Raw genomic sequence first — 21,394 nt, forward strand, 5'->3', positions numbered from 1 at the left:
CTTTCGTCGCAAATCCGATGGAATCACAACCTGCTGAAATTACTCACCCTCTTTTTTCGGTCAGCCTCTCAGCGAGAGCGGGGACCGCGCACGTACAGCATCACCGCCAGAGGCATAATCTCAGGCTCTCAGTCTACGGCTTGAAATGATCAAGAGGCTACTTTTCATCATGCACGAACGCTACTCGGCACCCGCCCAAACCTACGAGAGCGATGCCACGTAGCGTGGCCTTGCTGAACGGGCGCGCCTGCGTCCTCATCATTCAGATATGGGGAGCCTCGCCAACGGCTCGTCAAGTTTCTCGTCAAGGAACAGTTCGGCCGCACCGACCTCCACGAGACCTCCCATGGTGGCGATGACCTCCAGGGTGATGGGGCCCGGCGGCCCTCCCGGGGCGCCGGCCAAATTGTAGACGAACGGAGCATCGACGCCGACGATGTCATAGGTGACGCGCATGGCAATCTGCCGTCGCGCGGGCGTCGTCCGCTGATCCAGGCTCGCGAGCAGGCCCTCGGCTTCGGCGGCGCTCATCGGGGCGACCCTCGGATCTTTTTCAAGAAGCCGTTCGATTGCATCTTGGCGGCGAAGCCATGGCATGGGCGTCTGTCCCACCGTCAGCCTTACCCCTCCAAGATCCGCGTCGTAACGTCGAATCATCACCGGCACCACCGCCGCGAAGGCGACCGGCCATTCCGGCGCAACGGATGCGGCCGCTTCGAGGAGCTCGTCCTCAATCGAGGCGAGATGCGCAGCCAGCGCCTCATCATTCACATTGAGCCCCGTCTCCCGACGCAGTTCCGTCGGGATGAGACGCATCCACTCATCGGGCGAGAGGATCTGATCGGCGATCGCCCGCAGAACCGGCGGATCGATGTCACGGTCCGGCCCGTGCTTTCTAAGGAAGACAAGGCTCATCGCGAGGCGGGCCTGCTCGGCACCCAACCGTCCCGATTCCGCTTCGACGAGGGCGTCAGGGTCGGGGTAGAGAGACCTTAACCCGTGCGTCGCACGATCGTCGCGCAGGGTCAGGTCGGCGTAGAGCGACGTCAACGCGGCGGCGTCCCCGAGTGGGGCGCCCTCCGTTCCCATGCCCGCCTCCAGCGCGGAGCTGGAAAAATGGTAGAACGGCTCTCCGGGTTCCGCCGGATAGCCACGGCTCGGAGCTGCGTCGTCGATCAGGCTCGCCGCGAGCACCCGGGCATCCGCTGTCGCCGCGACCCCCATGTGCCGCGGCTGGACCGGGTCGACCTCAGGCAACCGGATGACAGGATCCTCTAGGGCGATCTCAAGGCGTAAGAAATGACGTGCGGCCGGTCCGCGGGCCGCCGCCTCGGCGGCGCCCTGACCTTCAAGGACGAGCGACACGGGGTTGACTAAAGACAACACGACCGAGCCGTTGACGAAGCCGTTGTCGAACTCGAGCTGCCGCAGCGTCTCTGCGGGTCCTCCGGCGGTGCCGCCGTATTCGGTTTTTTCCGCAACGACGACCGTGGGGGGGCGGCTGGCGCCTCCCATAGGCGCATCTCCATCCGGGACCCGGGCCGGAAGGTCGATGATCAGCCGACGTGGCGCACCCGCGGCTCTCGCCTCCTCGCGCAGACGTTCCGACACCGACTCCCGGTCGTCACGCCGCCCAAAGGACCGGTCTGAGGACGCCCATCGACGCCAACCGATCTCGTTCTCGAGCATCGTCGGACGCTCGGAGAGCATCCAGAGCGCAAAGCGCCTCTCGAGCGCCTCTTCCCGAAGTGGTACCACCTCTTCGAAGGACCCGCCTACTGCGCTTGCCGTCGCATCTGGCACGGGCGCGGTGGAGGCCTGCGGCTGTCCGTCTTCCGGTTGCGGCAGTTCGAAATCGGGAAGTTGTCCCGATCCGCTGGCACGGCCCGGGAGGATGCATTGCGCGAGGTCTGCGCCCGCTTCCAGGTCCGCACAACCCTTGGCCGCCACCGTCGCCTGGGACATGCAGGCTTGCGACAACTGCGCCATCGCCTCGCCCAGCCCGGACGAACCGGCGAAATCTACAGCTTGCGCACCGGTGCGGATCGCCACCCGCCCTTCGGCCAACCGTTCGGCGAACCCCGGCACCAGCACAAGGTCGGCCGAAAACGCGCCCGGCGGCGCGCGCCACTCGAAGGGCAGGGCGAGGGTATCCGACGGACCAAGCGCAAGTTCCGCATTGATCGCCTGGCCCGCCGCGCCGCTGCCCGCCATCTGCGGCGCAAGATGTAACGTCACGATTCCGGGCGTCGGATCGATGCCCGCGACCGCCGCAGGCTGCGCACCGTTGGCTTCGACGCACCGCAACGACACCAGCAGGTCTTGCCCGCGGTAAAGGTCCGCCGACGCGATGAAGGCCATATCAGCCGAATACCTGCCAAAATTCCATGTCAGATCAGACGGTTGTGGCGCGCTCATCCCCGGCAGTGCCGGTTGCTGCTGCGCCCCTGTGACAAGTGTCACCCGCAGCCCGGTCGCGCGCCCGGCCGACCCAAGCACCTCGACGAGAACGGGCGCATCCTGCCCCCCAAGGATCGCCCGGGCGACGGCGGGGTCAACAGACCCACTGCCAAGCAGTGCCGGTATCCGCGCACGTTTCTCGGTGGTGAGAAAGGTCCGGTCCGCCGTGTCACCGTCTTGCCTGATACCAAAGCGGTGAAAATTGGCGCGGTCCTGCGCGAGTATCTGGCCCGGTTGGGTCAATGCGGCGCCTGACGAATTGAAGCGGTCCTGCGGTCCGATCACTGCGACGTAACTGTCCACAACCTGCTGTGCAATTGCGGCGGTGGACGGGGAAAGTGACAAAACGACTGCAAGTCGTGCCAAGTGCCTTAAACCGGTTGCCATGAGAAATCCTCTCAATCAGACTGCCTTGCCCTTGCCGCTTCCCTTGGAAAGTTAGTCGGGCACCATACGGCTGTAAAGAATAAGTTCGGGTCGGAACTCGAAATGCATGCCATCGAAATGGTGCCACTTCCCACCCCAGATGAAACCGAAACGCTCCATCGTCGTAACAAGGCTTTCGGGAATGACGTTGTCGTAATGGCCAACGGCATCTTCTTTGGCACCGGTCCAGAGCCAGTATTTGCCCATCTCGGCATTCACGTCGAAGGCGATGCCGAAACTATGTGTGCTCAACCGCGTCGTTCCGGCGATCGCACGCCAGTTGAAACTACCGCCCGCGTCCGCGAACAGGGCGTTGTAATCCTGATCAGATGCGGCCAGCGCGGCCAGAGCCGCAGCAAGCTGACACGCGACATTTCGTTTCCGCGTGACCCGAAACGATGCCTGCGTCATCGCCGGTTCGGTTACGTAAACAAGGCTCTCGCGTGCCGCCTGTTCTGTTTGAAAATACAACGCCTCGAAGAAGGCTGCATTGCGTAACCGCCCCGGATCGACGAAAGGCACGGCGCGCTGCGTCAGGTCAAACTCTAGCGGATAACGGTACTTGAATTGTTCAAGAATAGTTGGGTCGCGTAGCGTGTTCTCAGGCGGGATATCGCGGATCGTCCCAAGGTCTAGCCAGTCCTGTCCGTTCAGGCTTATGGCTCGGCCGTCTGGGGATAAACTGATATCATCGTAGGCGAGCAACAATGCGTCGGTGCAGCAGACGCGCTGTTCTGCGCTACTTCAACTGCCAAGAAATCCCTTGGCACACAAGCCGAGGCTTGTAACACTGGAAATCCAATGATCGCTATCACAGATAGTAAAGTCTGGGTTCTAGCCGACAGAAGCATGACTGAACCGATCTGCATTCCTAAAGCGGTTTACTACTCGATAAAACTGCACATGATCTCAGTCCTTGGTCAAGCCTTTTTCGCCCCGGGCTTAGGCAACGAGATGGAGTAACGGGCTGGCGATCTGTTCGCTTGGGTGGCCGTCCCTGCGACTGATGGTGTTTTGCACAGCCTCGGCGAAAAACTGCGCCAGAGGGATTCTGCTTTACTAAAAGGTCCTCGAGCACGGACAGATTTCCAGACCGCCATCTCACCCGGCCAGGGAATGGCGTGGGCGGCGACCAGCGGCCGATGCGCGGGCTGGTCTTCGGTCAGCTGCGGCAGGTCCATCAGCATCACGTCCGGCGCACCGAACACGACGGCCCGCGTCAGCGACGCCGCGCGCGGATCGCCGGGCGGCAGATCGTAGGTCGCGCGATCTTGGCGGACCGCCTCGATGCCGCGCGCCTCGGCGTCGGCGATGGAGACGAGCCGCAGATCGACCAGCCGCCCGTCATGGGCGAGCCGGATCGCGTCGGCCGGATCGAGCCCGACCTTGATAGCTTACGACATGACCGCTTTTTTTGTCGATCATTGCAGGCCCGCCTTGGCACATCGACGCCGTCGTGGGGGCGTTCACATCATCAACGCCTTAAGGCGGCACTTATTCGGCAACGATCAATCCGGGTACAGGATTTCAGCGACCTCGGAAAGCGTTGTGCCGCGCCGTCGCGCGAGTTCAGCGAAGACGCGGCACGACAGATGCACCGCGATGGCCAGTGCACCTTGCTACTGGTGCGCCCGGGCCGCGATCTGATCCTTGCCAAGATCGAGCTCGACAGGATCCTGAGCAAGCTCGCCAGGCTCCTCGCGCTGCCTGAGGTGGCAGGCGCGGGACTCGCGGTCTTTGTCGATATGGCGCATCGCGATGCAAGTGCTTCGGAGCAAGCGCGCTCTCATGAGCGCTTTTGCCAAGAGCAGGACCAGACGATCAGCTATGGCGGCCCGCTTCTCGCGGTCGCGTCAGATCCGGGGGCTTTCACGCCTGCCGCCCGCGCGCTTTGTCCCAAGCCGCGCATGCTGCCTCAGCTTACGCGCGCGCTGATGCTGCAGCTGCTCTGCGTCACGCATTCCGGTAGGGGCGAGATTGACACGCACGCGCTTCTGGCGGCGCTGCCCACCGACGAAGATCTGCGCCGTCTCGAAGGGCCGCTACTTAGCCCGGCGTTTCAAGAGCAAACGGCGCTAGGGGCCGCCATCCGGCTCAAAGAGCTGGTAGATGCGTCACGGGTTCTGGTCCAAGACGGCCTCAATCGCGTGCATGGGCTCACGCCGATCCGCCCTCAGATCGACCGGCTTTTGGCCGGACTAATTGCCTGGCAGGCCGGCAAGGTCGATTGGTGCGATCTCCTCACCAGCGCGCTGATCTCGGGGCCGACGGGCTGTGGCAAGACGATGCTGGCCCGCGCCTTCGCTGCCCAAGCCTGCGTGCCCCTCGTATCCACGAGCTACGCGGAGTGCCAAAAGGCGGGCCATCTCGGGCAGATGCTCGCAGCGCTCGACACAGTTGTTAGTGAGGCCATCGCCAAGGCACCCTGCGTGTTCTTTATCGATGAGATCGACAGCTTCGCCGATCGCATGATCCAGCATCGCAATAGCGAATATCAGCGCCAGGTCGTCAACGCGATGCTGGTGCATCTTACGCGCTTGGCGCAGGTCCCGGGGGTGATTGTGCTGGCTGCGACGAACCATCCAGAGCATGTCGATCCAGCGCTGCGCCGAGCGGGGCGCCTCGACCTGCACCTGCGGATGCGCTACCCGGATCGGGCCGGGATCTCGGCAATTCTGCGCGATGCGCTCGGTCCATCCGCGCCAGATTTTGGCGCAGCCGCGGATCTGCTGATCGGGGTCAGCGGCGCGACAGCAGCGGGGGTGGCGCGCGCGGCCCTTGGGATTGCGCGGCAGCACGCTCGCCCGGTGGCAACGGACGATCTCATCGACGCCGCGCAGGAGATCGTGCCAGCGATGTCTCCCGGTCTGCTCAAGCGCATGGCGGTTCACGAGGCCGGTCATCTGCTCGCAGCCTTTCAGCTGTTTCCCACCCCGCCAACGAGCGCCTCAATCGGCCCCTCGGGCGGCACGATGGAGCTGCCGATCCAGCCTGCCATTACCGAGACCGACCTGCGCGCGGCGATGATCGTTAGGCTGGCCGGTTGGGCCGCTGAACTGGCGACATTCGGTGACGCTTCGATCGGAGCCGGCGGCACGGAGCAATCCGACCTCGCCCTCGCGACGCGCATCGCGATAGATGCTGTGACCCGACACGCGCTCTTCGGCAGCGATCTGCTCTGGACGCCCGTCGCCCCCGAGCATCACCTGACAATGCCCAAACACCTGCGCCTGCGCGTCACTGACCTCCTCAACGCGGCGAACGCCGCCGCCCGGCAACTCGTTGCAGACCATCCACAAGCCATTGAGACGATTGCTCAGGCACTAATCGAACACCGTGAGCTGGATGCGGGGCAAATCGCAGACTTGCGGGCGCGGATCTTGGATTCTGCCCGAGGTGCTCAGAATTTTGAGGCTATGAGAGAGAGTTCTGGTATGATGGCTACGCGGGACTGCGCAAAGCACCCCAAGTTTTGAGGAAGCCATCCCAGACAAGCGAGAATGTAACTCAAAACGTAACTCAGACCCAGCACGGCCAAAAAAGGACAGACAAATGAAGGCTTTATAGAAGTGGAGTGGCGGACAGTGAGGGATTCGAACCCTCGAGACGGTTCCCCGCCTACACACTTTCCAGGCGTGCGCCTTCGACCACTCGGCCAACTGTCCGTGACGCGCGGTTTAGCCGCAAACCCAGGCGTGATGCAAGGGGGGTTTATGCAGAAGCTGCTTAGCGCTCGAATTGATTTTATTTCGCACGCGGGGGCGCTTGCGCGGGGGGGCTGGGCACCCTAGCATAAGGCTTGGCCAGATTTTACGCCCGCGCGGGTGGATCAAGGACGCGATGAAGATGAAGGACAGCCCCGGTCAAGGCCTCTCGGCTTTGCACGATGATCAGCGCCGTGAGCCGCGCCAGCTTACGAATGTGCTGTTGGGCATCATCGCTTTTGCGCTGGTGTTGTTTTTGTTGGTGCAGGCGCGCTTTATTCTGATCTCGCTGGCGATTGCGATCATCCTGTTTTCGCTGACATCTGAGGCGATCAACGGGGTGGGGCGGTTGCGCATCGGGCCGTTGCGTATTCCGCCGCGGGTGGCCTCGCTGATTGCATTGGCCTTGATTGCGGGAGGGTTGCTGACGCTGACGGCGGTGCTGATCAGTCAGGTCAACACGGTTATCACGATCATCCTGAACTATGCCGGTCCCGCGCAGCGCGCGATTGCCGAGCTGTTTGGCTGGATGGGGCCGGATGTCGAGCAATCGGTGCTGGAATCGATGCAGCGTATTCAGGTGGCGGGCTATCTGACGACGCTGGCGGGACAGGCCTCGAACCTGCTGTCGGCGACGATTTTGGTTATTTTGTTCGTGGGCTTCCTATTTGCCGAGCGGATTTGGTTTGACGCCAAACTCATGAGTCTGATGGGGGATCAGGAGCGCGCCAAGCGGATCTCGAAAACCGTGGGCACGATCATGCGCCGGGTGAACCATTACCTGCTGGTGAAGGCGGCGGTCAGCGGGGTTACGGCGATTGCGGTTTACGGGGTGTTTACCTTTGGCGGGCTGGAATTGGCGGCACCGGTGGCGATTATCACATTCGCGCTGAACTTCATTCCCTCGATCGGGTCGATCATCGCCACGATCATTGCCGCACTTGCTGCCTATGTGTTGACGCAAAACCCGTATCAGGCGGCCAGTGTGTTTGCGATCATCGGCGTGCTGCAATTCATCATCGGCAATGTGATTGACCCGATGCTGATGGGGCATGCGCTGCGCCTCTCGAGCTTTGGGATCATCATCTCGCTGGCCTTCTGGGGGGCGGTCTGGGGCCTGCCGGGGATGTTTCTGGCGGTGCCGATCATGGTGGCGCTGATGATCATCTGTGCGCAAAGCCCGACGCTGCGCCCGCTGGCGGTGTTGCTATCGCGCGAAGGCCTGCCCGAATCCGAGCATTGAGGCCTAGCGATCTTGCGGCGGGCGTTGCGGCTCGCGTGACGACGACAGCGGTTTAGATTTGCGGCGCCGCAGCCCATCGGCATCGCCACGCTTGAGGCGCATGAAATACAGCGCCGAGAGCGGCCCCATCATTCCGCTCAGAAGATAAGCGATGGTGAAGGCGTGTAAGGGCAGGGCCGTGGAGCCATCGGTGCCCCCCGCAGCACCCGCGGTGAATTGCAGCACGACCCCAGCAAACGCGATTCCCATCGCCAGCGAGATTTGCCGCGTCATTGCCGAAAATGCCGTGCCCGTGCTGATTTCCGCAGCCTCCAGATCAGCATAAGCGATGGCATTGACGGCCGTAAATACCACCGCTTGTGCCGCCCCGCCGATCAGCAGTAGCGGGATAAGCTGCCAATCGAAAATGCTGGTGACAGTCGCAAAGCCAAAGATCGTGACGCCGCGGATCAACGCGGCCAGTACCATTACCGGTTTGAACCCAAAACGATCAAGAAAACGGGGCGCAATCGCGCGCATCGACACCGCTCCCACAGCGTTCAGCCCGCTGAGTGCGCCTGATACCATGATCGTGGTGCCCAGCCCCAGCTGGAAGAACAGCGGCAACAGCAGCGAGATCGCGCCGTTGGAAAGGCGAAAAATCAGCCCTCCAATCGTGCCAATATCGAAAGTGCGATGGCGAAACAGGCTTAGATCGAGCAACGCATCGCTCCTCCCTGAGGCACGCAGCCCGTAAAGGATCAGCAAGATCACCCCCAGCACAGCTAGTCCCGTCGCGGCTTGCCAGGGCAAGATATGCTCGCCCAGTGACGACAGCCCTGTCATGGCCGCGACAAGCCCCGAGGCGGAGAGCACAAACCCCGGCAGATCAAAAGGTTTCGCCATCGCCGGGCCGTCTTTTGGCATCACCTTTAGGGTCAGCGTAATCGCGGCGGCGGCCAGTGGCAGGTTGATCAAGAAGATCGCGCGCCAGCCCAGATAGGTGGTGACCGAGGCCCCCACGAAAGGCCCGATGGCAGGCCCGATCAGCGCAGGCAGGGTGACATAGACCATCGCGCGGGTGATTTCAGACCGCTCGGTATGGCGCAGCACGATGATGCGCCCCACGGGAGACATCAGCGCCGCCCCCAGACCTTGCACGGCGCGCGCAGCGATCAGACCGGGCAGGCTTGTTTGCAGCGCGCAGACCAGCGAGGCGGCCGCAAAGACAATCAGCGCGGTGATAAACACCCGCTTGGCCCCAAAACGGTCGGCGATCCAGCCGGACACCGGGACAAAGGCGGCCAGCGCGATCAGATAGGTTGCCATCGCCATCTTGAGCGACAGGACCGCCACCCCCAACTCGCGCGCAATCACCGGGACTGCGGTGGCCAGAACAGTGGCGTCCACCATCTCCATCAAGAGGGCGAGCGCCACCGTCAGGGGCAGGATATTGTCACGAAGGTTTTTCAGCATGGCCAAAGGCACTTAGCGCAGGAAATGCCGAAGTCACCCCATCGGCGTGCCAATCATCAACGGAAACAATCCCGCCAGTCCGATCGCGATCAGATAGACCGCCACGATATAGCTTAAAAGACGTGGGAAAATTAAGATGAGCACGCCTGCGAATACTGCCATCAGCGGCGCGAGCATCACCATCGACCCTGAATATACCATTTAAACCTCCATCACGTCACCGACTGGCAAGACCCATCAGTTCATATACCAGCCATGGCTGACCACCAGGCTTTGGCCCGTCAGCGCGTTGCTTGGGAAGGCGGCAAAGACATAGGCCACTTCGGCGACATCCTCGACCGTTGTGAATTCGGTATCGACGGTGCCCCCGAGCATGATGTCATTGACGACCTCTTCTTCGGAAATCCCCAGATCCTTGGCCTGTTCGGGGATCTGTTTTTCCACCAGCGGCGTTTTCACGAAACCGGGGCAGATCACATTGGCACGCACGCCGTATTTGCCGCCCTCTTTCGAGATCACGCGCGCCAGACCCAGCAGCCCGTGCTTGGCCGTGACATAGGCGGATTTGAGCGGCGAGGCCTCTTTTGAGTGGACCGAGCCCATGAAAATGATCGAGCCCGATTTTTGCGTCTTCATGTAGGGGATCACCGCCTTGGAGGTCAAAAATCCGCCATCAAGGTGGACCGAGAGCAGAAATTTCCAATCCTTGAACGGGAAGTCCTCGATCGGATGGACGATCTGGATGCCGGCATTGGAGACCAAAACGTCAATGCGGCCCCATTTATCGGCCACCGCCTTGACGCCGGCATTGACCTGATCTTCATCGGTCACGTTCATCTCGACGGCCATCGCGCGGCCCGGTCCTTGGGCGTTCAATTCATCGGCAGTCGCCTGCGCGACCGCCAGCTTGAGGTCGGCAATCGCAACCTTGGCACCACCTGCGACATAGCGCTCAGCAATCGCCTTGCCGATGCCCGAGGCCGCGCCGGTGATGATGCAGATTTTGTCTTTCAGATCGAGGGTCATGGAGTAACTCCTTGGGTTAACTTATTAAAATTATGTCAGGCGAGGTAGTCATGGACCACCGTGCCCAGACCCAGCGTCAGATCGGTAAGAATGTGGCTGGCCGAGACCACCTCGTGCACGGGCAGATCGGCGACCGGGGCGAGGGCGTGTTCAAACAGCTCCAGCCGGGCAGGGGCGGACCATGCGCCTTTGACGGTCACGTCTTGCGAAGCATAGCGCACCAGCTCGCAAATCCGCGGCGTGCAATCGACATGCGGGATGATCTTGAGCAGGAAGGCCGGGGCCTCGACGGCGGCCTTGGCCTGCGCCAAATCCATCGCGGTATATTTGAACCCCATCGTGGCCGTGGCAATGCGCACCGGGCCAATATCGAGCGTGCCCAGCAGCGTGTCTTTCTCGACGCTCAGACGCGGCGCGCCCAGTTTCTTGGGAAAGCCCCAAATCTCGCGCCCGCCCGCAATCGGGGCTTCGTCATCAAGATACATCGCGTGGCTATAGCCGCCCTCGACCCCATTGAAACTGACGGGAATGACTTGGCCGCTTTCGGTATAATCGCCAAAGCCAGTCGAATTGGGCATGCGGATGAATTCAAATTTCACAAGGCCCTCGGGATTGGGCACAAGGGGTTCGGGCACCACGTCGCGCAACAGATTGGGATCGGTGTGATAGGTGATGGTAAAGAATTCGCGGTTGATAAAACGATACGGGCCGGGCGGAAATGCGGGGCTGGTGAGGGGCATTGCGAAAGCGGTTTTGAGAACATCGTCTTGTTTCATCGGAGGGCTCCAAACTTCGGATATCGCAGGCTTAAATCAAAGGCTTTCATGCCCTCGCCGGGGGCCAGTAGGGTTTCCCAATCGGCATTGGCATGGCTGCGCTGCACGTCGCGGCTTCCGGCCTGCCAATGCTCCAGCATTGAGGGGCGCGAGAACTCGTAATCTTTTGAGCCGTTTTCATAGGCAAAATGGCGATAAATCAGGTGAATGACCGTCACGTCCGAATTTGCGGCCGCATCCATCAGCAGTCGCAGGTCGGGATCGTCGCGCAACTCGGGGGGGAGTTTTGCCGCCAGCCGACGTGCAAGCTCTGACACGCGCGACAAGTCCTTCATCCGGTCGGTCGTTGCGCGGGTGCGCGATGAAAACCGGATGTCCTTTTCGCGCGTCTCGATGCCCGCAAGCGTCGCGGGGGCCTCACCCGATGCTGGAAACAGATCGACCTGATAGATCAAAAGCGGCGGGCAATTGCCCTGCGCGCAACTCAGTTGCAAGCCGTCCTCAAGCACGTATTGCAACGGTGCATTTGACACCAAGCCACCATCCCAATAGAGCGCCCCGTCAATTTCGATCGGGGGAAAGCCCGGCGGCAGTGCGCCTGATGCCATCACATGATCGGGCGTGATCACGGTATCTTCGCTGTCGAAATAGGTCAGGTTGCCGGTCTCGATATTGACCGCCCCAAGGCTGACGCGCACTGGCCCGTCATTGAGCAGGTCAAAATCCACCAACCGCTCCAGCGTTTCGCGCAGTGGAGCGGTGTCGTAATAGCTGATTTTGGTCGGGTCAGTAAATTTGGTGAACCAAGCACTCGGCATGCGCGGGCGGAAAAAACCAGGCACGCCGAACATCATTGCTTCCAGAGATGAGGCGCTATTCCAAGGCCCGCGCGCGATACCCGTGGGCACGAAGGGCAAGCTGGCGGTGGCCATGCTGGTTTTTTCCCAGAAGTCCCGCAGGGCCGCTACGCGTTTTTCCGGCGGGTTACCTGCGATCAGGGCGCAATTGATCGACCCGATTGAGATCCCAGCCACCCAGTCAGGGCTTAGCCCGGAATCTGCGAGCGCCTCGAATGCGCCCGCTTGATAGGCCCCCAGCGCGCCGCCCCCTTGCAGCACCAGCACTTTATGTCGGTCTTTCGCCTGTTCAGGGATGTGGATCGGGATATGGGCTGCGTGGCGGCGGGTCTGACCGAGCACGTCGCGGTTCGGGGATTTACGGCTTGTTCGGGTGGGGCTGCTTCGTGCCATTGGAATGGCTCCTCGCACTGTGCTTCACTGGCGCTTCATCGACAGAACTCTGCGCGGATGGCGTTGTTCCTGCGCGACACGGGCATGTGTGCGCAGAGGAGGAGACGTGAAAAAGCCCGCCCTTTTTCGGGGCGGGCAGGTGGGAGAGAACCACGGTGATAGGCGAACGCGCCCCCGCAGACCGGAGAGAGAACAGTGCGAGGGCGGCTCGTAACGGGTGGCGCGCGATTGAGGGGGGGAGAGAGCCCCCTGTCTCGGCGCACCCGTTTGGCGGGATGTTTGCGGGCTGCGCGACCAAAATGAGGGGTTTGATTGCGCGGCACATCTGTCAACTTGGCAGTAGCGTTTCGATGCTCCATTCCGATATCGGCACACCCCAGCTGGGCACGCGGCCATTGTTGCGAAAAAAGATTTCCTTGTAGGCCAGCTTTTGCATATAGGGCATTTTGCCCATCCGCAGTTCCTGAATATCGCCGCCAAACCAAGAGGTTGCGTGGATGTAAAAGCCCTTGCCACCGCCCATGTCGCCAATGCAGATGACCTCGGGGTGCCACTCTTTGTTGGCCTCGGCCTCGCTGAGGCGGCCCAGATCGCCCGCTATCTGACGCCCCACCACGTCACATTCCTGATGCCCGATCGCGCCCAGCTTTGGCACGGTCAACGCGGCTGCATCGCCACAGGAAAACACCTCGGGGTGGTCAGGGTTGCGCATGCGCATATCGGTGACGATAAAGCCGACCTCATCGGACACTGACAGCCCCTTGAGGAAGTCATGCGGCTTCCAGTTTGGCAAAACGATCTTGAGTTCGGCCGGTAGGGAGCGCCCATCGGTGAACTCGATCCCCTCTTTGGTCAGGCGTTTGATCCCCTCGACCTTGTTGACATAGTTGAACCCCATCGAGCCCGCCGCCTCTAGCAGCTTGCCCACGACCTTCTCGCCCGCATCCTCGGCGATCAGTTCCGCCGGAGTGAAAAGGGTGATGTCTTTGGGGCCACCCTTGTTGCGCTCCCCCAGCCAATGCGCCAGCGACAAGGCAATTTCGACGGGCGGTCCCTCGCAGGCGGCCAAGGCGGTGGGCAGCCAGTCGGGGCGGCCCTTATGGCCCTGCTCAAAGCGGTCCGAACCCACCACGATCGGCCCGCCTTGATAGTCATTCTCAAGGAAGTCGATCAGCCGATTGGCATGAAACGCGTCTGAAACCGTGTGGCCATGTTCGGCAAAGCCTTCGATGTCGTCATAGGCCAGCTTGGCCCCGAGGGCGATCACGACATAATCATAGCCGCGCGCGTATTCCGGCGCACCGGGGCGTTCATTGGGGCGAATCTTGACCGTCTTGGCGTCAATATCGAGCCCCAGAATCTCAGCCTGCACGAAATGGATGTTATCTTTGGCCAAGGCCGAGAGCAGATCCATATGCATCGTCACGGCCGGGTCGCGCCCCTCAAAGGCTTCAAGCGGGATATTGGGGATGAAATCGAGATAGGCTTTGCGCTCGATCAAGGTGATCTCACAAGCATCGCCTGCATAATCCCGGATCTTCTGTGCCGCCCCGAGGCCAGCAAAATTGCCCCCTAAAACAACAACCTGCGGCTTATCTTTGTGCGTAGCCATGGCGGCCCTATCCTTTGCTCGTCGCTTGCCGACGCTGTCATGACAACTGATGCGCAGATGCAGCGGTTCCCAAATTTCAAAGCGTTCTCGCCAATGTGATTGGCTCGGGACGTGGCGTGCTGAGGCCAATTAATTGCGCGGCGAAGGCGGAAAAGCGCTTGGGGTTGTCACAGGTCAAACGCGCCACGCTTAGAATGTGCTAATCTCATGCCTCAACCTATGGAGGATGCCATGGCTGTTACGAAATTATCACCGGGTTCTAAAGCGGCAGGCTTCATGCCATTGCCCGATAGTGGCGATGTCTCGCAGATCGTTACGCCGCATTTGCATATGGCAGATGCGTTGATTGCTCGGAATATCGAGATGCTCCATTTCCTGAAAGCGCGCTTTGAACGTGATCGAGAGATGATCGGCAAGCTTGCGGACGAGCGCGACCCGATGAAAGCGATGAGCCTTTGGGGCGAGTTCTGGCAGGGCACGATGACCGATTACAGCACGCAGATGACCAAGCTGGCCACCTCTGCCAGCGGCCTCGCTGAGCAAGCGGTGCGCGCGGCCACTGAAGAAAGCGAGGCGATCGCGAAAGCGACTGCGGGAAAGTGACGACTCAGACGGGTAGATCACCGGTCAGCCTGACCGACGTGCCCGTCTGAGACGCCAACATGACGATTGGTGCGGCGGGGCATGTGTAACCCGCCGCGCCGTTATCACGTCTTAGCCCTTCCAGATCCAGCCGCCGCCAAAGATACGGCTGTCATCGGGGGCGTAGAACACGCAGGCCTGTCCGGGGCTGACGCCTTCTTCGGGGACCAGCAGTTCCACCTCTGCCGTCGTCTCTGACAGCGGGCGAATGATCGCCTCACGCGGCGGGCGGGTTGAGCGGACCTTGACGCCCAGATGCCACTCCTTGCGCGAGGTAAATGCCTCATCGCCCAGCCAGTTGATTTCGCGCACCGGGATGATGCGGGTCGAGAGCGCCTCTTTCGGGCCCACGACCACATGGCGGGAGTCGGGATCAAGCTTGACCACGTAAAGCGGATCTTCCAGCCCACCGATGCCCAAACCGCGCCGCTGCCCGACCGTATAATGGATCACGCCGCGATGCTGGCCCAGAACATTACCCTCCATATCCACGATATCGCCGGGATCCGCCGCGCCGGGGCGCAGCTTTTCGATCACCGAGGCATAATCGCCATTGGGCACGAAACAAATATCCTGACTGTCGGGCTTATCCGCCACTGCCAGCCCATATTTTGCCGCCAAGGCGCGGGTCTCGGCCTTGGACGCCAGATGGCCCAGCGGAAAGCGCAAATAAGACAGCTGCTCGGGTGAGGTCGAGAACAGGAAATAGCTTTGGTCGCGATTGGCATCTGCGGCGCAATGCAGTTCTGGGCCCAATGCGCCGATCTTGCGCTGGATGTAATGGCCCGTCGCCATGCAATCGGCGTCCAGATCTTTCGCTGTCTCCAGCAAGTCCTTGAACTTCACGCGCTCATTGCAGCGGATGCAGGGCACCGGGGTCGCCCCGCCCAAATACGCATCAGCGAACTCGTCGATCACCGCCTCGCGGAAGGTGTTTTCGTAATCCAGCACGTAATGGGGAAAGCCCATCTCCTCGGCCACGCGGCGCGCATCGTGAATATCTTGCCCCGCACAGCACGCGCCTTTTTTCGCCAAGGCTGCGCCGTGATCGTAAAGCTGCAACGTCACGCCCACCACATCATAGCCTTCCTCGGCCAGTTGCGCCGCCACAACCGAGCTATCGACGCCGCCTGACATGGCAACGACGACACGGGTTTCGCTGGGCGGCTTGGCGAATCCCAGCGAGTTGAGAGGCAAATCTTTAGGCATGTTGAACGGACCTTTAACCAGACCCGCTGAAATATAGGAAAATGCGACGCACTCACAACCCTCTGTTTCACACGCTGTTAAGAGCGATCGCGCAAACTGCCCGGTGTGAAGAGGAAGAAGGGGTGTCCCATGTATCTCAAGAAAGTCGATGGTCCACGCGCTGTGACCCTGCCTGACGGCTCGGTCCTGACCCGCGCTGACCTACCGCCCGCCCAGACCCGACGCTGGGTCGCCAGCCGCAAAGCCTTGATTGTTCGCGCACTCTCCCATGGGTTGATTTCCCGTCCCGAGTTGATTGAGCGATACGAGTTGTCCGATGAAGAGCTCGATATCTGGATCGAGGCAATTAAAAAACACGGAACAAAAGGTTTGAAAGTGACCGCAATTCAGAAATTCAGACAACTTTAGGTTGCATTGTCACGAAATCGTGCGAAGGTAACCGGGTATTAACCAATTGATGGCAGGCTCATTCCTGACTGAGGGATTAACGCGGAGAACCCAAGATGCGGATTTTGTTGGTGGGAGACGACCCGACCACGTCGCGCAGCATTGAATTGATGCTCACCCACGCAAACCTGAACGTGTATTGCACCGATCTTGGTGAAGAAGGGATCGATCTGGCAAAGCTCTATGATTACGATCTTATTTTGCTGGATCTGAACCTGCCCGACATGAACGGGCATGAGGTGTTGCGCCAATTGCGCCTGTCCAAGGTGGATACGCCGATCCTGATTTTGACCGGCTCGGACGATACCGAGAACAAGATCAAGGGATTTGGCTCGGGCGCCGATGATTACATGACCAAACCGTTCCATCGTGAGGAATTGGTGGCGCGCATTCATGCCATTATCCGGCGCTCCAAGGGGCATGCGCAATCCATCATTCGCACCGGCAAAGTTTCGGTCAATCTGGATGCCAAAACCGTCGAGGTAGAGAGCAAACCGGTCCATCTGACGGGTAAAGAATATCAGATGTTGGAATTGCTGAGCCTGCGCAAGGGCACGACGTTGACGAAAGAGATGTTTCTCAACCATCTTTATGGCGGAATGGATGAGCCCGAATTGAAAATTATCGACGTCTTTATCTGTAAATTGCGCAAGAAAATGGCCGATGCCACGGGTGGCGACAATTACATCGAGACGGTTTGGGGGCGCGGCTATGTGTTGCGCGATCCTGATCCTGATGAGTTGGAGCGTCGCATCGCGATGGGTGCCTGAGCCCGCTTAGCCGATGATCTCCGTCACGGCTCTTTACGCCCCCTCGGCGCGGCCCTAAACCTTGGGTCGAACTGAGGGGGTTTTCTTATGGTTGATCAGACTGATCTCTCGATTGATGCCTTGAGCCGCGTTGAGGCGCGCGCAGAGCTGCCCGATCTGATCGCGCAGATCGAGGCCGCCAATCGAGCCTATCACACCAAGGACACGCCCGAAATTTCGGATGCGGAGTATGACCGGTTGAAACACCGACTCGCCGCGATCGAAGCGAAATTTCCCGATCTGAAACCAAGCGACAGCCCCAGCGAGAAAGTTGGTGGCGCGCTGGCTGAGGGCTTTGGGAAAATTCCGCATGAAGTGCGGATGATGAGTCTCTCCAACGCTTTCTCGGATGAGGATGTGGTCGAGTTTGACGCGTCAATTCGCAGCTTTCTGGGGCTCGTGGCGGATGCGCCCTTGGCTTATACGGGGGAGCCCAAGATTGACGGGCTGTCTCTCTCGATCCGCTATGATCAGGGGAAATTGGTTTATGCCGCAACGCGCGGCGATGGGAACGTGGGTGAAAACGTTACTGCGAACGCCCTCACAATTGCGGATATCCCTCAGCAGCTGAGCGGTGCGCCCGATCATCTTGAAGTGCGTGGCGAGGTCTATATGGCCCATGCCGATTTCGCGGCCCTCAATGCCCTTGCTTTGGAAAACGGGGATAAACCCTTTGCAAATCCGCGCAACGCCGCCGCCGGATCGCTGCGTCAATTGGATGCGCGCATCACTGCCGCCCGCCCGCTGCGGTTTTTTGCCTATGCGTGGGGGGTGCTTTCGGCCCCATTAGCGCCCACCCAAAAAGGCGCGATTGCGCGTCTTTCGGAGCTTGGTTTTCAGACCAATCCCCTGACCGCGCTATGCGATGGACCCGGCGAAATGCTGGATCATTACCGCAAGATCGAGGCGATGCGCGCCGATCTTGGCTATGACATTGACGGCGTGGTGTACAAGGTCGACGATCTTGCCTTGCAGCGCCGCCTTGGGTTTCGCTCGACGACACCGCGATGGGCGATCGCGCATAAATTCCCCGCCGAGTTGGCCTGGACCCGGCTTGAGGCGATCGAAATTCAGGTTGGGCGTACCGGCGCGCTTAGCCCTGTGGCACGTCTCGCGCCGGTCACGGTCGGCGGTGTAGTGGTGTCCAACGCGACCCTGCATAACGAAGATTACATCGCCGGACGCGACAGCCGTGGCGCGCTGATCCGCGAGGGGCGCGATATTCGCGTAGGTGATCTGGTGCAGGTGTATCGCGCCGGCGATGTGATCCCAAAAATCGCTGATGTCGATCTGACCCAGCGACCGGCTGACTCGTTACCTTTTGAATTTCCAACGCACTGTCCGCGCTGCGGGTCGGATGCGATCCGCGAAGAGGGCGATGCGGTGCGCCGCTGCACTGGCGGGCTGATCTGCCCCGCTCAAGCGGTTGAAAAACTGAAGCATTTCGTCTCGCGTGCGGCCTTCGATATCGAAGGTTTGGGCGCCAAACAGGTCGAGGCATTTTACGAAGATGGCTGGATTCGTGAGCCGGGCGATATTTTCACGCTTGAGGATCGCTATGGGCAGGGCTTGCAGCAGTTGAAGAACCGCGAGGGTTGGGGCGAAAAATCGGCGCGCAACCTGTTTGACGCGATCGCTGAAAAACGTCGTATCCCCTTGGCGCGCTTGATCTTTGCGCTGGGAATCCGCCATGTCGGGGAAACCAGTGCGGGGCTTTTGGCGACCCATTATGGCACTTGGGATGCGTTTGAAACGGCGATGACGCAGGCCGAGATCGGGCAGGGGGCCGCTTGGGAAGATTTGCTCTCAATCGACGGGGTCGGGGCGACGCTGGCTACCTCGGTGATCGCGACGTTCCATCAAGAAGGAGAGCGCGCCTCTATCGAACGGCTGGCGGCACATCTTGACGTACAAGAGGCCGAGAAACCCAAATCCGATAGCGAAATTTCCGGCCTCACGGTCGTTTTCACCGGCTCCTTGGAGCGTATGACACGCGCCGAGGCTAAGGCGCGCGCCGAAAGTCTGGGCGCCAAGGTCGCCGGCTCTGTCAGTGCCAAGACCGACCTGTTGGTGGCAGGCCCCGGCGCAGGCTCAAAGGCGAAAAAGGCTGCCGATCTGGGCATTCGTGTGATCGACGAAGACGCCTGGATCGCATTGGCGCACAGCACATGAGCGGGCGCCCCGAAGCCCTTTTCCCGCTGTTTTCCGGGCTCGAAACGCTGGCCGGGATCGGCGAGAAGACGGCGAAATCCTTTGCGCCTCTGGGTATCGAGGTGCCGCGTGATCTGTTGTTCACGCTGCCCCATTCGGTGATCGACCGCCGTCCTGTCAAGACTGTGCAGGGGGCGGCGGCTGGCAGTGTCGTGACGGTGGAGCTAACGATCGACAGCCATATTCCGGCGCGCCGACGCGGCCTGCCGGACCGGGTGATGTGCCATGATAGCGAAATCGACGTAACGCTGATCTTTTTCCATGCGCGCGGCGATTGGCTGGCGCGCCATTTGCCGCAAGGGGCGCGCCGCGTGGTCTCGGGCAAACTTGAGATTTATGATGGCATGGCGCAGATCGTGCATCCCGATCATATACTGCCTCCCGAGCAAGCCGACGAAATTGCACGGTTTGAACCCGTTTATCCGCTCACCGCCGGGGTCAGTCAAAAGTTGATGACGAAGGCGGCGCAGTCGGCGCTGGCATTGGCGCCGCAGATGGGCGAGTGGATTGATCCGGCGCTCAAAACGCGCGAGGGCTGGCCCGATTGGAACGGTGCGATCCGTGCCGCACATGCCCCCGAGGGTTTGGCGGATGTGATGGGCACCGCGCCCGCGCGTGCGCGCCTTGCCTATGATGAGTTGTTCGCCCATCAACTGACCCTTGCCTTGGCCCGCAGACAAGCGCGGCGCAAGCCGGGACGGGCCACGCAGGGAACCGGGATTCTGGCGCGCAAGGTATTGCAATCACTTCCCTATAGTCCAACGAATGCGCAGACTCGCGCGATTGCGGAAATTGCTGGCGATCTGGCCTCGACGCGTCGGATGAACCGGCTTTTGCAGGGCGATGTTGGCGCGGGTAAGACGTTGGTGGCGTTTATGGCGCTGCTGACGGCGGTCGAAGCAGGCGGGCAGGGCGTGATGATGGCCCCCACCGAAATCCTTGCGCGCCAGCATCTTGAGGGGCTTGCTCCTCTGGCTCAGGCGGCGGGCGTTCGCCTTGATTTGCTCACCGGGCGCGACAAGGGGGCGGACCGTGCACGCAAGCTGGCCGATCTGGCGCAGGGCAAGATCTCGATCTTGGTGGGCACCCATGCAGTGTTTCAAAAAGACGTTGTGTTTCAGGACCTTCGCCTTGCCGTCACCGATGAGCAGCATCGTTTTGGCGTGGCGCAACGGATGGAGCTGGGGGCCAAAGGGCAGGCGGTTGACAGTCTCGTGATGACGGCCACGCCGATCCCGCGCTCGCTCGCGCTGGCGCAATATGGCGATATGGATGTGAGCCTGCTGGATGAAAAACCCCCGGGTCGCAAGCCGATCACCACGGCGTTGGTTGCCACCGAGCGCATCGGCGAGGTGGTGGAGCATCTGCGCCGCGCCGTCGCCGATGGGCGCCAAGCCTATTGGGTCTGCCCCCTCGTCGAGGAGAGCGAGCGGGTCGATCTGACATCTGCCGAGGACCGGTTTCGCCATTTGCGCGCCGAGCTGGGTGAAGGGGTCGTTGGGCTGGTTCATGGCCAGATGCCGCCCGCCGAGAAAGACGCTGCGATGGAGAATTTCATGGCAGGGCGGACCGCTGTTTTGGTAGCGACCACAGTGATCGAGGTTGGCGTGAATGTGCCCAATGCCACGATCATGGTGATCGAGCGCGCCGAGAGCTTTGGTCTGGCGCAGCTTCACCAACTGCGCGGCCGCGTCGGGCGCGGTGCGGCGGCCTCGACCTGTTTGATGATCTATCAAGCCCCCCTCAGCGAAACCGGCGAACGCCGCCTGCGGATCCTGCGTGAGACCGAAGACGGGTTTCGCATTGCCGAGGAAGATCTCGCGATGCGCGGTGCAGGCGATATGATTGGCACGGCGCAATCTGGCTTGCCGCGGTTTCGCATTGCCGATCTGGAACGCCAAGCGGGGCTTTTGGCCGTGGCGCAAAGCGATGCGCGCAAGCTTTTGCTGGATGATCCCGATCTGAGTGGGCCGCGCGGACAAGCGGCACGCCAGCTTTTGTGGTTGATGGGGCAGGATCAAGCGATCCGTTTGATCAATGTCGGCTAACTAATTCCCTTCATTTGGGCGCTTGTTCTCAGATGTTCTCAAAAAGTTCTTTACAGGGCGTTAAGAATATGAGAAC

At 60.8% G+C, this 21,394-nt stretch carries 16 protein-coding genes, 1 tRNA gene and 1 pseudogene; 7 read left to right on the top strand and 11 right to left on the bottom strand.

Features of this window, described 5'->3' with window-relative positions:
- Positions 1 to 258: 258 nt before the first annotated feature.
- The 3 genes and pseudogenes from AB4874_RS17255 to AB4874_RS17265 form a co-directional block, all read right to left on the bottom strand.
- The gene (locus AB4874_RS17255; RefSeq protein ID WP_368392907.1) at positions 259 to 2,847 is read right to left on the bottom strand and encodes a hypothetical protein; all 2,589 of its coding nucleotides are present in this window, start codon (positions 2,845 to 2,847) and stop codon (positions 259 to 261) included.
- A 51-nt stretch (positions 2,848 to 2,898) separates the two neighbouring features.
- Positions 2,899 to 3,591, bottom strand: a complete 693-nt coding sequence (locus AB4874_RS17260; RefSeq protein ID WP_368392908.1) for a M15 family metallopeptidase — start codon at positions 3,589 to 3,591, stop codon at positions 2,899 to 2,901.
- A 362-nt stretch (positions 3,592 to 3,953) separates the two neighbouring features.
- Positions 3,954 to 4,274, bottom strand: a pseudogene (locus tag AB4874_RS17265) (hypothetical protein); the annotation flags it as partial.
- Positions 4,275 to 4,820: 546 nt separating this feature from the next.
- Here AB4874_RS17265 and AB4874_RS17270 point away from each other — a divergent pair.
- Positions 4,821 to 6,362, top strand: coding sequence for an AAA family ATPase (locus AB4874_RS17270; RefSeq protein ID WP_368392954.1), 1,542 nt, complete (start codon positions 4,821 to 4,823; stop codon positions 6,360 to 6,362).
- A 99-nt stretch (positions 6,363 to 6,461) separates the two neighbouring features.
- Here the strand turns inward: AB4874_RS17270 and AB4874_RS17275 are convergent.
- Positions 6,462 to 6,551: transfer RNA gene (locus AB4874_RS17275), tRNA-Ser, on the bottom strand.
- A 181-nt stretch (positions 6,552 to 6,732) separates the two neighbouring features.
- Between AB4874_RS17275 and AB4874_RS17280 the strand changes: the two genes are divergently transcribed.
- The gene (locus AB4874_RS17280) at positions 6,733 to 7,833 is read left to right on the top strand and encodes an AI-2E family transporter (RefSeq protein WP_368392909.1); all 1,101 of its coding nucleotides are present in this window, start codon (positions 6,733 to 6,735) and stop codon (positions 7,831 to 7,833) included.
- A gap of 3 nt (positions 7,834 to 7,836) precedes the next feature.
- Here the strand turns inward: AB4874_RS17280 and AB4874_RS17285 are convergent, their stop codons facing one another.
- The 6 genes from AB4874_RS17285 to AB4874_RS17310 form a co-directional block, all read right to left on the bottom strand.
- Positions 7,837 to 9,288, bottom strand: coding sequence for an MFS transporter (locus tag AB4874_RS17285; protein ID WP_368392910.1), 1,452 nt, complete (start codon positions 9,286 to 9,288; stop codon positions 7,837 to 7,839).
- Positions 9,289 to 9,321: 33 nt separating this feature from the next.
- Entirely contained in the window at positions 9,322 to 9,489 is a 168-nt protein-coding gene (locus AB4874_RS17290; RefSeq protein WP_295533658.1) for a DUF3096 domain-containing protein, read from the bottom strand.
- Positions 9,490 to 9,525: 36 nt separating this feature from the next.
- Positions 9,526 to 10,314 (bottom strand): 3-hydroxybutyrate dehydrogenase, encoded by a 789-nt coding sequence (locus AB4874_RS17295; RefSeq protein WP_295533660.1) that lies wholly within the window; start codon positions 10,312 to 10,314, stop codon positions 9,526 to 9,528.
- A 35-nt stretch (positions 10,315 to 10,349) separates the two neighbouring features.
- Complete coding sequence (locus AB4874_RS17300; RefSeq protein WP_368392911.1) at positions 10,350 to 11,090, bottom strand: acetoacetate decarboxylase; 741 nt, start codon at positions 11,088 to 11,090, stop codon at positions 10,350 to 10,352.
- The gene (locus AB4874_RS17305) at positions 11,087 to 12,340 is read right to left on the bottom strand and encodes a patatin-like phospholipase family protein (RefSeq protein ID WP_368392912.1); all 1,254 of its coding nucleotides are present in this window, start codon (positions 12,338 to 12,340) and stop codon (positions 11,087 to 11,089) included. The genes AB4874_RS17300 and AB4874_RS17305 overlap by 4 nt, the downstream gene beginning before the upstream one ends.
- A 328-nt stretch (positions 12,341 to 12,668) precedes the next feature.
- Entirely contained in the window at positions 12,669 to 13,952 is a 1,284-nt protein-coding gene (locus AB4874_RS17310; protein WP_368392913.1) for an NAD(P)/FAD-dependent oxidoreductase, read from the bottom strand.
- Positions 13,953 to 14,183: 231 nt separating this feature from the next.
- Between AB4874_RS17310 and AB4874_RS17315 the strand changes: the two genes are divergently transcribed.
- Complete coding sequence (locus AB4874_RS17315; protein WP_368392914.1) at positions 14,184 to 14,555, top strand: phasin family protein; 372 nt, start codon at positions 14,184 to 14,186, stop codon at positions 14,553 to 14,555.
- A gap of 111 nt (positions 14,556 to 14,666) precedes the next feature.
- Here AB4874_RS17315 and mnmA read toward each other — a convergent pair whose 3' ends face one another.
- Positions 14,667 to 15,803 carry a tRNA 2-thiouridine(34) synthase MnmA gene (mnmA, locus tag AB4874_RS17320; protein WP_368392915.1) on the bottom strand — a complete coding sequence of 379 codons (1,137 nt, stop codon included), beginning with the start codon at positions 15,801 to 15,803 and terminating at the stop codon, positions 14,667 to 14,669.
- A 129-nt stretch (positions 15,804 to 15,932) separates the two neighbouring features.
- Here mnmA and sciP point away from each other — a divergent pair, with 129 nt between their 5' ends.
- From sciP to recG, 4 genes are all read left to right on the top strand, one after another.
- Positions 15,933 to 16,211: a CtrA inhibitor SciP gene (gene sciP, locus AB4874_RS17325; protein ID WP_295533672.1), complete on the top strand. Its 279-nt coding sequence runs from the start codon at positions 15,933 to 15,935 to the stop codon at positions 16,209 to 16,211.
- A gap of 95 nt (positions 16,212 to 16,306) precedes the next feature.
- The gene (ctrA, locus tag AB4874_RS17330) at positions 16,307 to 17,020 is read left to right on the top strand and encodes a response regulator transcription factor CtrA (RefSeq protein WP_368392916.1); all 714 of its coding nucleotides are present in this window, start codon (positions 16,307 to 16,309) and stop codon (positions 17,018 to 17,020) included.
- 87 nt (positions 17,021 to 17,107) lie between these two features.
- The gene (gene ligA / locus AB4874_RS17335; protein WP_368392917.1) at positions 17,108 to 19,231 is read left to right on the top strand and encodes an NAD-dependent DNA ligase LigA; all 2,124 of its coding nucleotides are present in this window, start codon (positions 17,108 to 17,110) and stop codon (positions 19,229 to 19,231) included.
- Positions 19,228 to 21,318 (top strand): ATP-dependent DNA helicase RecG, encoded by a 2,091-nt coding sequence (gene recG / locus AB4874_RS17340; protein WP_368392918.1) that lies wholly within the window; start codon positions 19,228 to 19,230, stop codon positions 21,316 to 21,318. Before ligA ends, recG begins: the two co-directional genes overlap by 4 nt.
- The last annotated feature ends 76 nt before the right edge of the window (positions 21,319 to 21,394 follow it).

This window comes from Thioclava arctica (assembly GCF_040892615.1).
Lineage (GTDB): Bacteria > Pseudomonadota > Alphaproteobacteria > Rhodobacterales > Rhodobacteraceae > Thioclava > Thioclava arctica.

Excerpts from the sequence above, each read along its gene's own strand:
- AB4874_RS17310 (WP_368392913.1), bottom strand. The coding sequence starts at position 13,952 with ATGGCTACGCACAAAGATAAGCCGCAGGTTGTTGTTTTAGGGGGCAAT.
- ctrA (WP_368392916.1), top strand. The coding sequence starts at position 16,307 with ATGCGGATTTTGTTGGTGGGAGACGACCCGACCACGTCGCGCAGCATT.
- AB4874_RS17305 (WP_368392912.1), bottom strand. The coding sequence starts at position 12,340 with ATGGCACGAAGCAGCCCCACCCGAACAAGCCGTAAATCCCCGAACCGC.
- AB4874_RS17270 (WP_368392954.1), top strand. The coding sequence starts at position 4,821 with ATGCTGCAGCTGCTCTGCGTCACGCATTCCGGTAGGGGCGAGATTGAC.
- AB4874_RS17290 (WP_295533658.1), bottom strand. The coding sequence starts at position 9,489 with ATGGTATATTCAGGGTCGATGGTGATGCTCGCGCCGCTGATGGCAGTA.
- AB4874_RS17295 (WP_295533660.1), bottom strand. The coding sequence starts at position 10,314 with ATGACCCTCGATCTGAAAGACAAAATCTGCATCATCACCGGCGCGGCC.
- AB4874_RS17285 (WP_368392910.1), bottom strand. The coding sequence starts at position 9,288 with ATGCTGAAAAACCTTCGTGACAATATCCTGCCCCTGACGGTGGCGCTC.
- AB4874_RS17300 (WP_368392911.1), bottom strand. The coding sequence starts at position 11,090 with ATGAAACAAGACGATGTTCTCAAAACCGCTTTCGCAATGCCCCTCACC.
- recG (WP_368392918.1), top strand. The coding sequence starts at position 19,228 with ATGAGCGGGCGCCCCGAAGCCCTTTTCCCGCTGTTTTCCGGGCTCGAA.
- AB4874_RS17315 (WP_368392914.1), top strand. The coding sequence starts at position 14,184 with ATGGCTGTTACGAAATTATCACCGGGTTCTAAAGCGGCAGGCTTCATG.
- mnmA (WP_368392915.1), bottom strand. The coding sequence starts at position 15,803 with ATGCCTAAAGATTTGCCTCTCAACTCGCTGGGATTCGCCAAGCCGCCC.
- AB4874_RS17280 (WP_368392909.1), top strand. The coding sequence starts at position 6,733 with ATGAAGGACAGCCCCGGTCAAGGCCTCTCGGCTTTGCACGATGATCAG.
- sciP (WP_295533672.1), top strand. The coding sequence starts at position 15,933 with ATGTATCTCAAGAAAGTCGATGGTCCACGCGCTGTGACCCTGCCTGAC.
- ligA (WP_368392917.1), top strand. The coding sequence starts at position 17,108 with ATGGTTGATCAGACTGATCTCTCGATTGATGCCTTGAGCCGCGTTGAG.
- AB4874_RS17255 (WP_368392907.1), bottom strand. The coding sequence starts at position 2,847 with ATGGCAACCGGTTTAAGGCACTTGGCACGACTTGCAGTCGTTTTGTCA.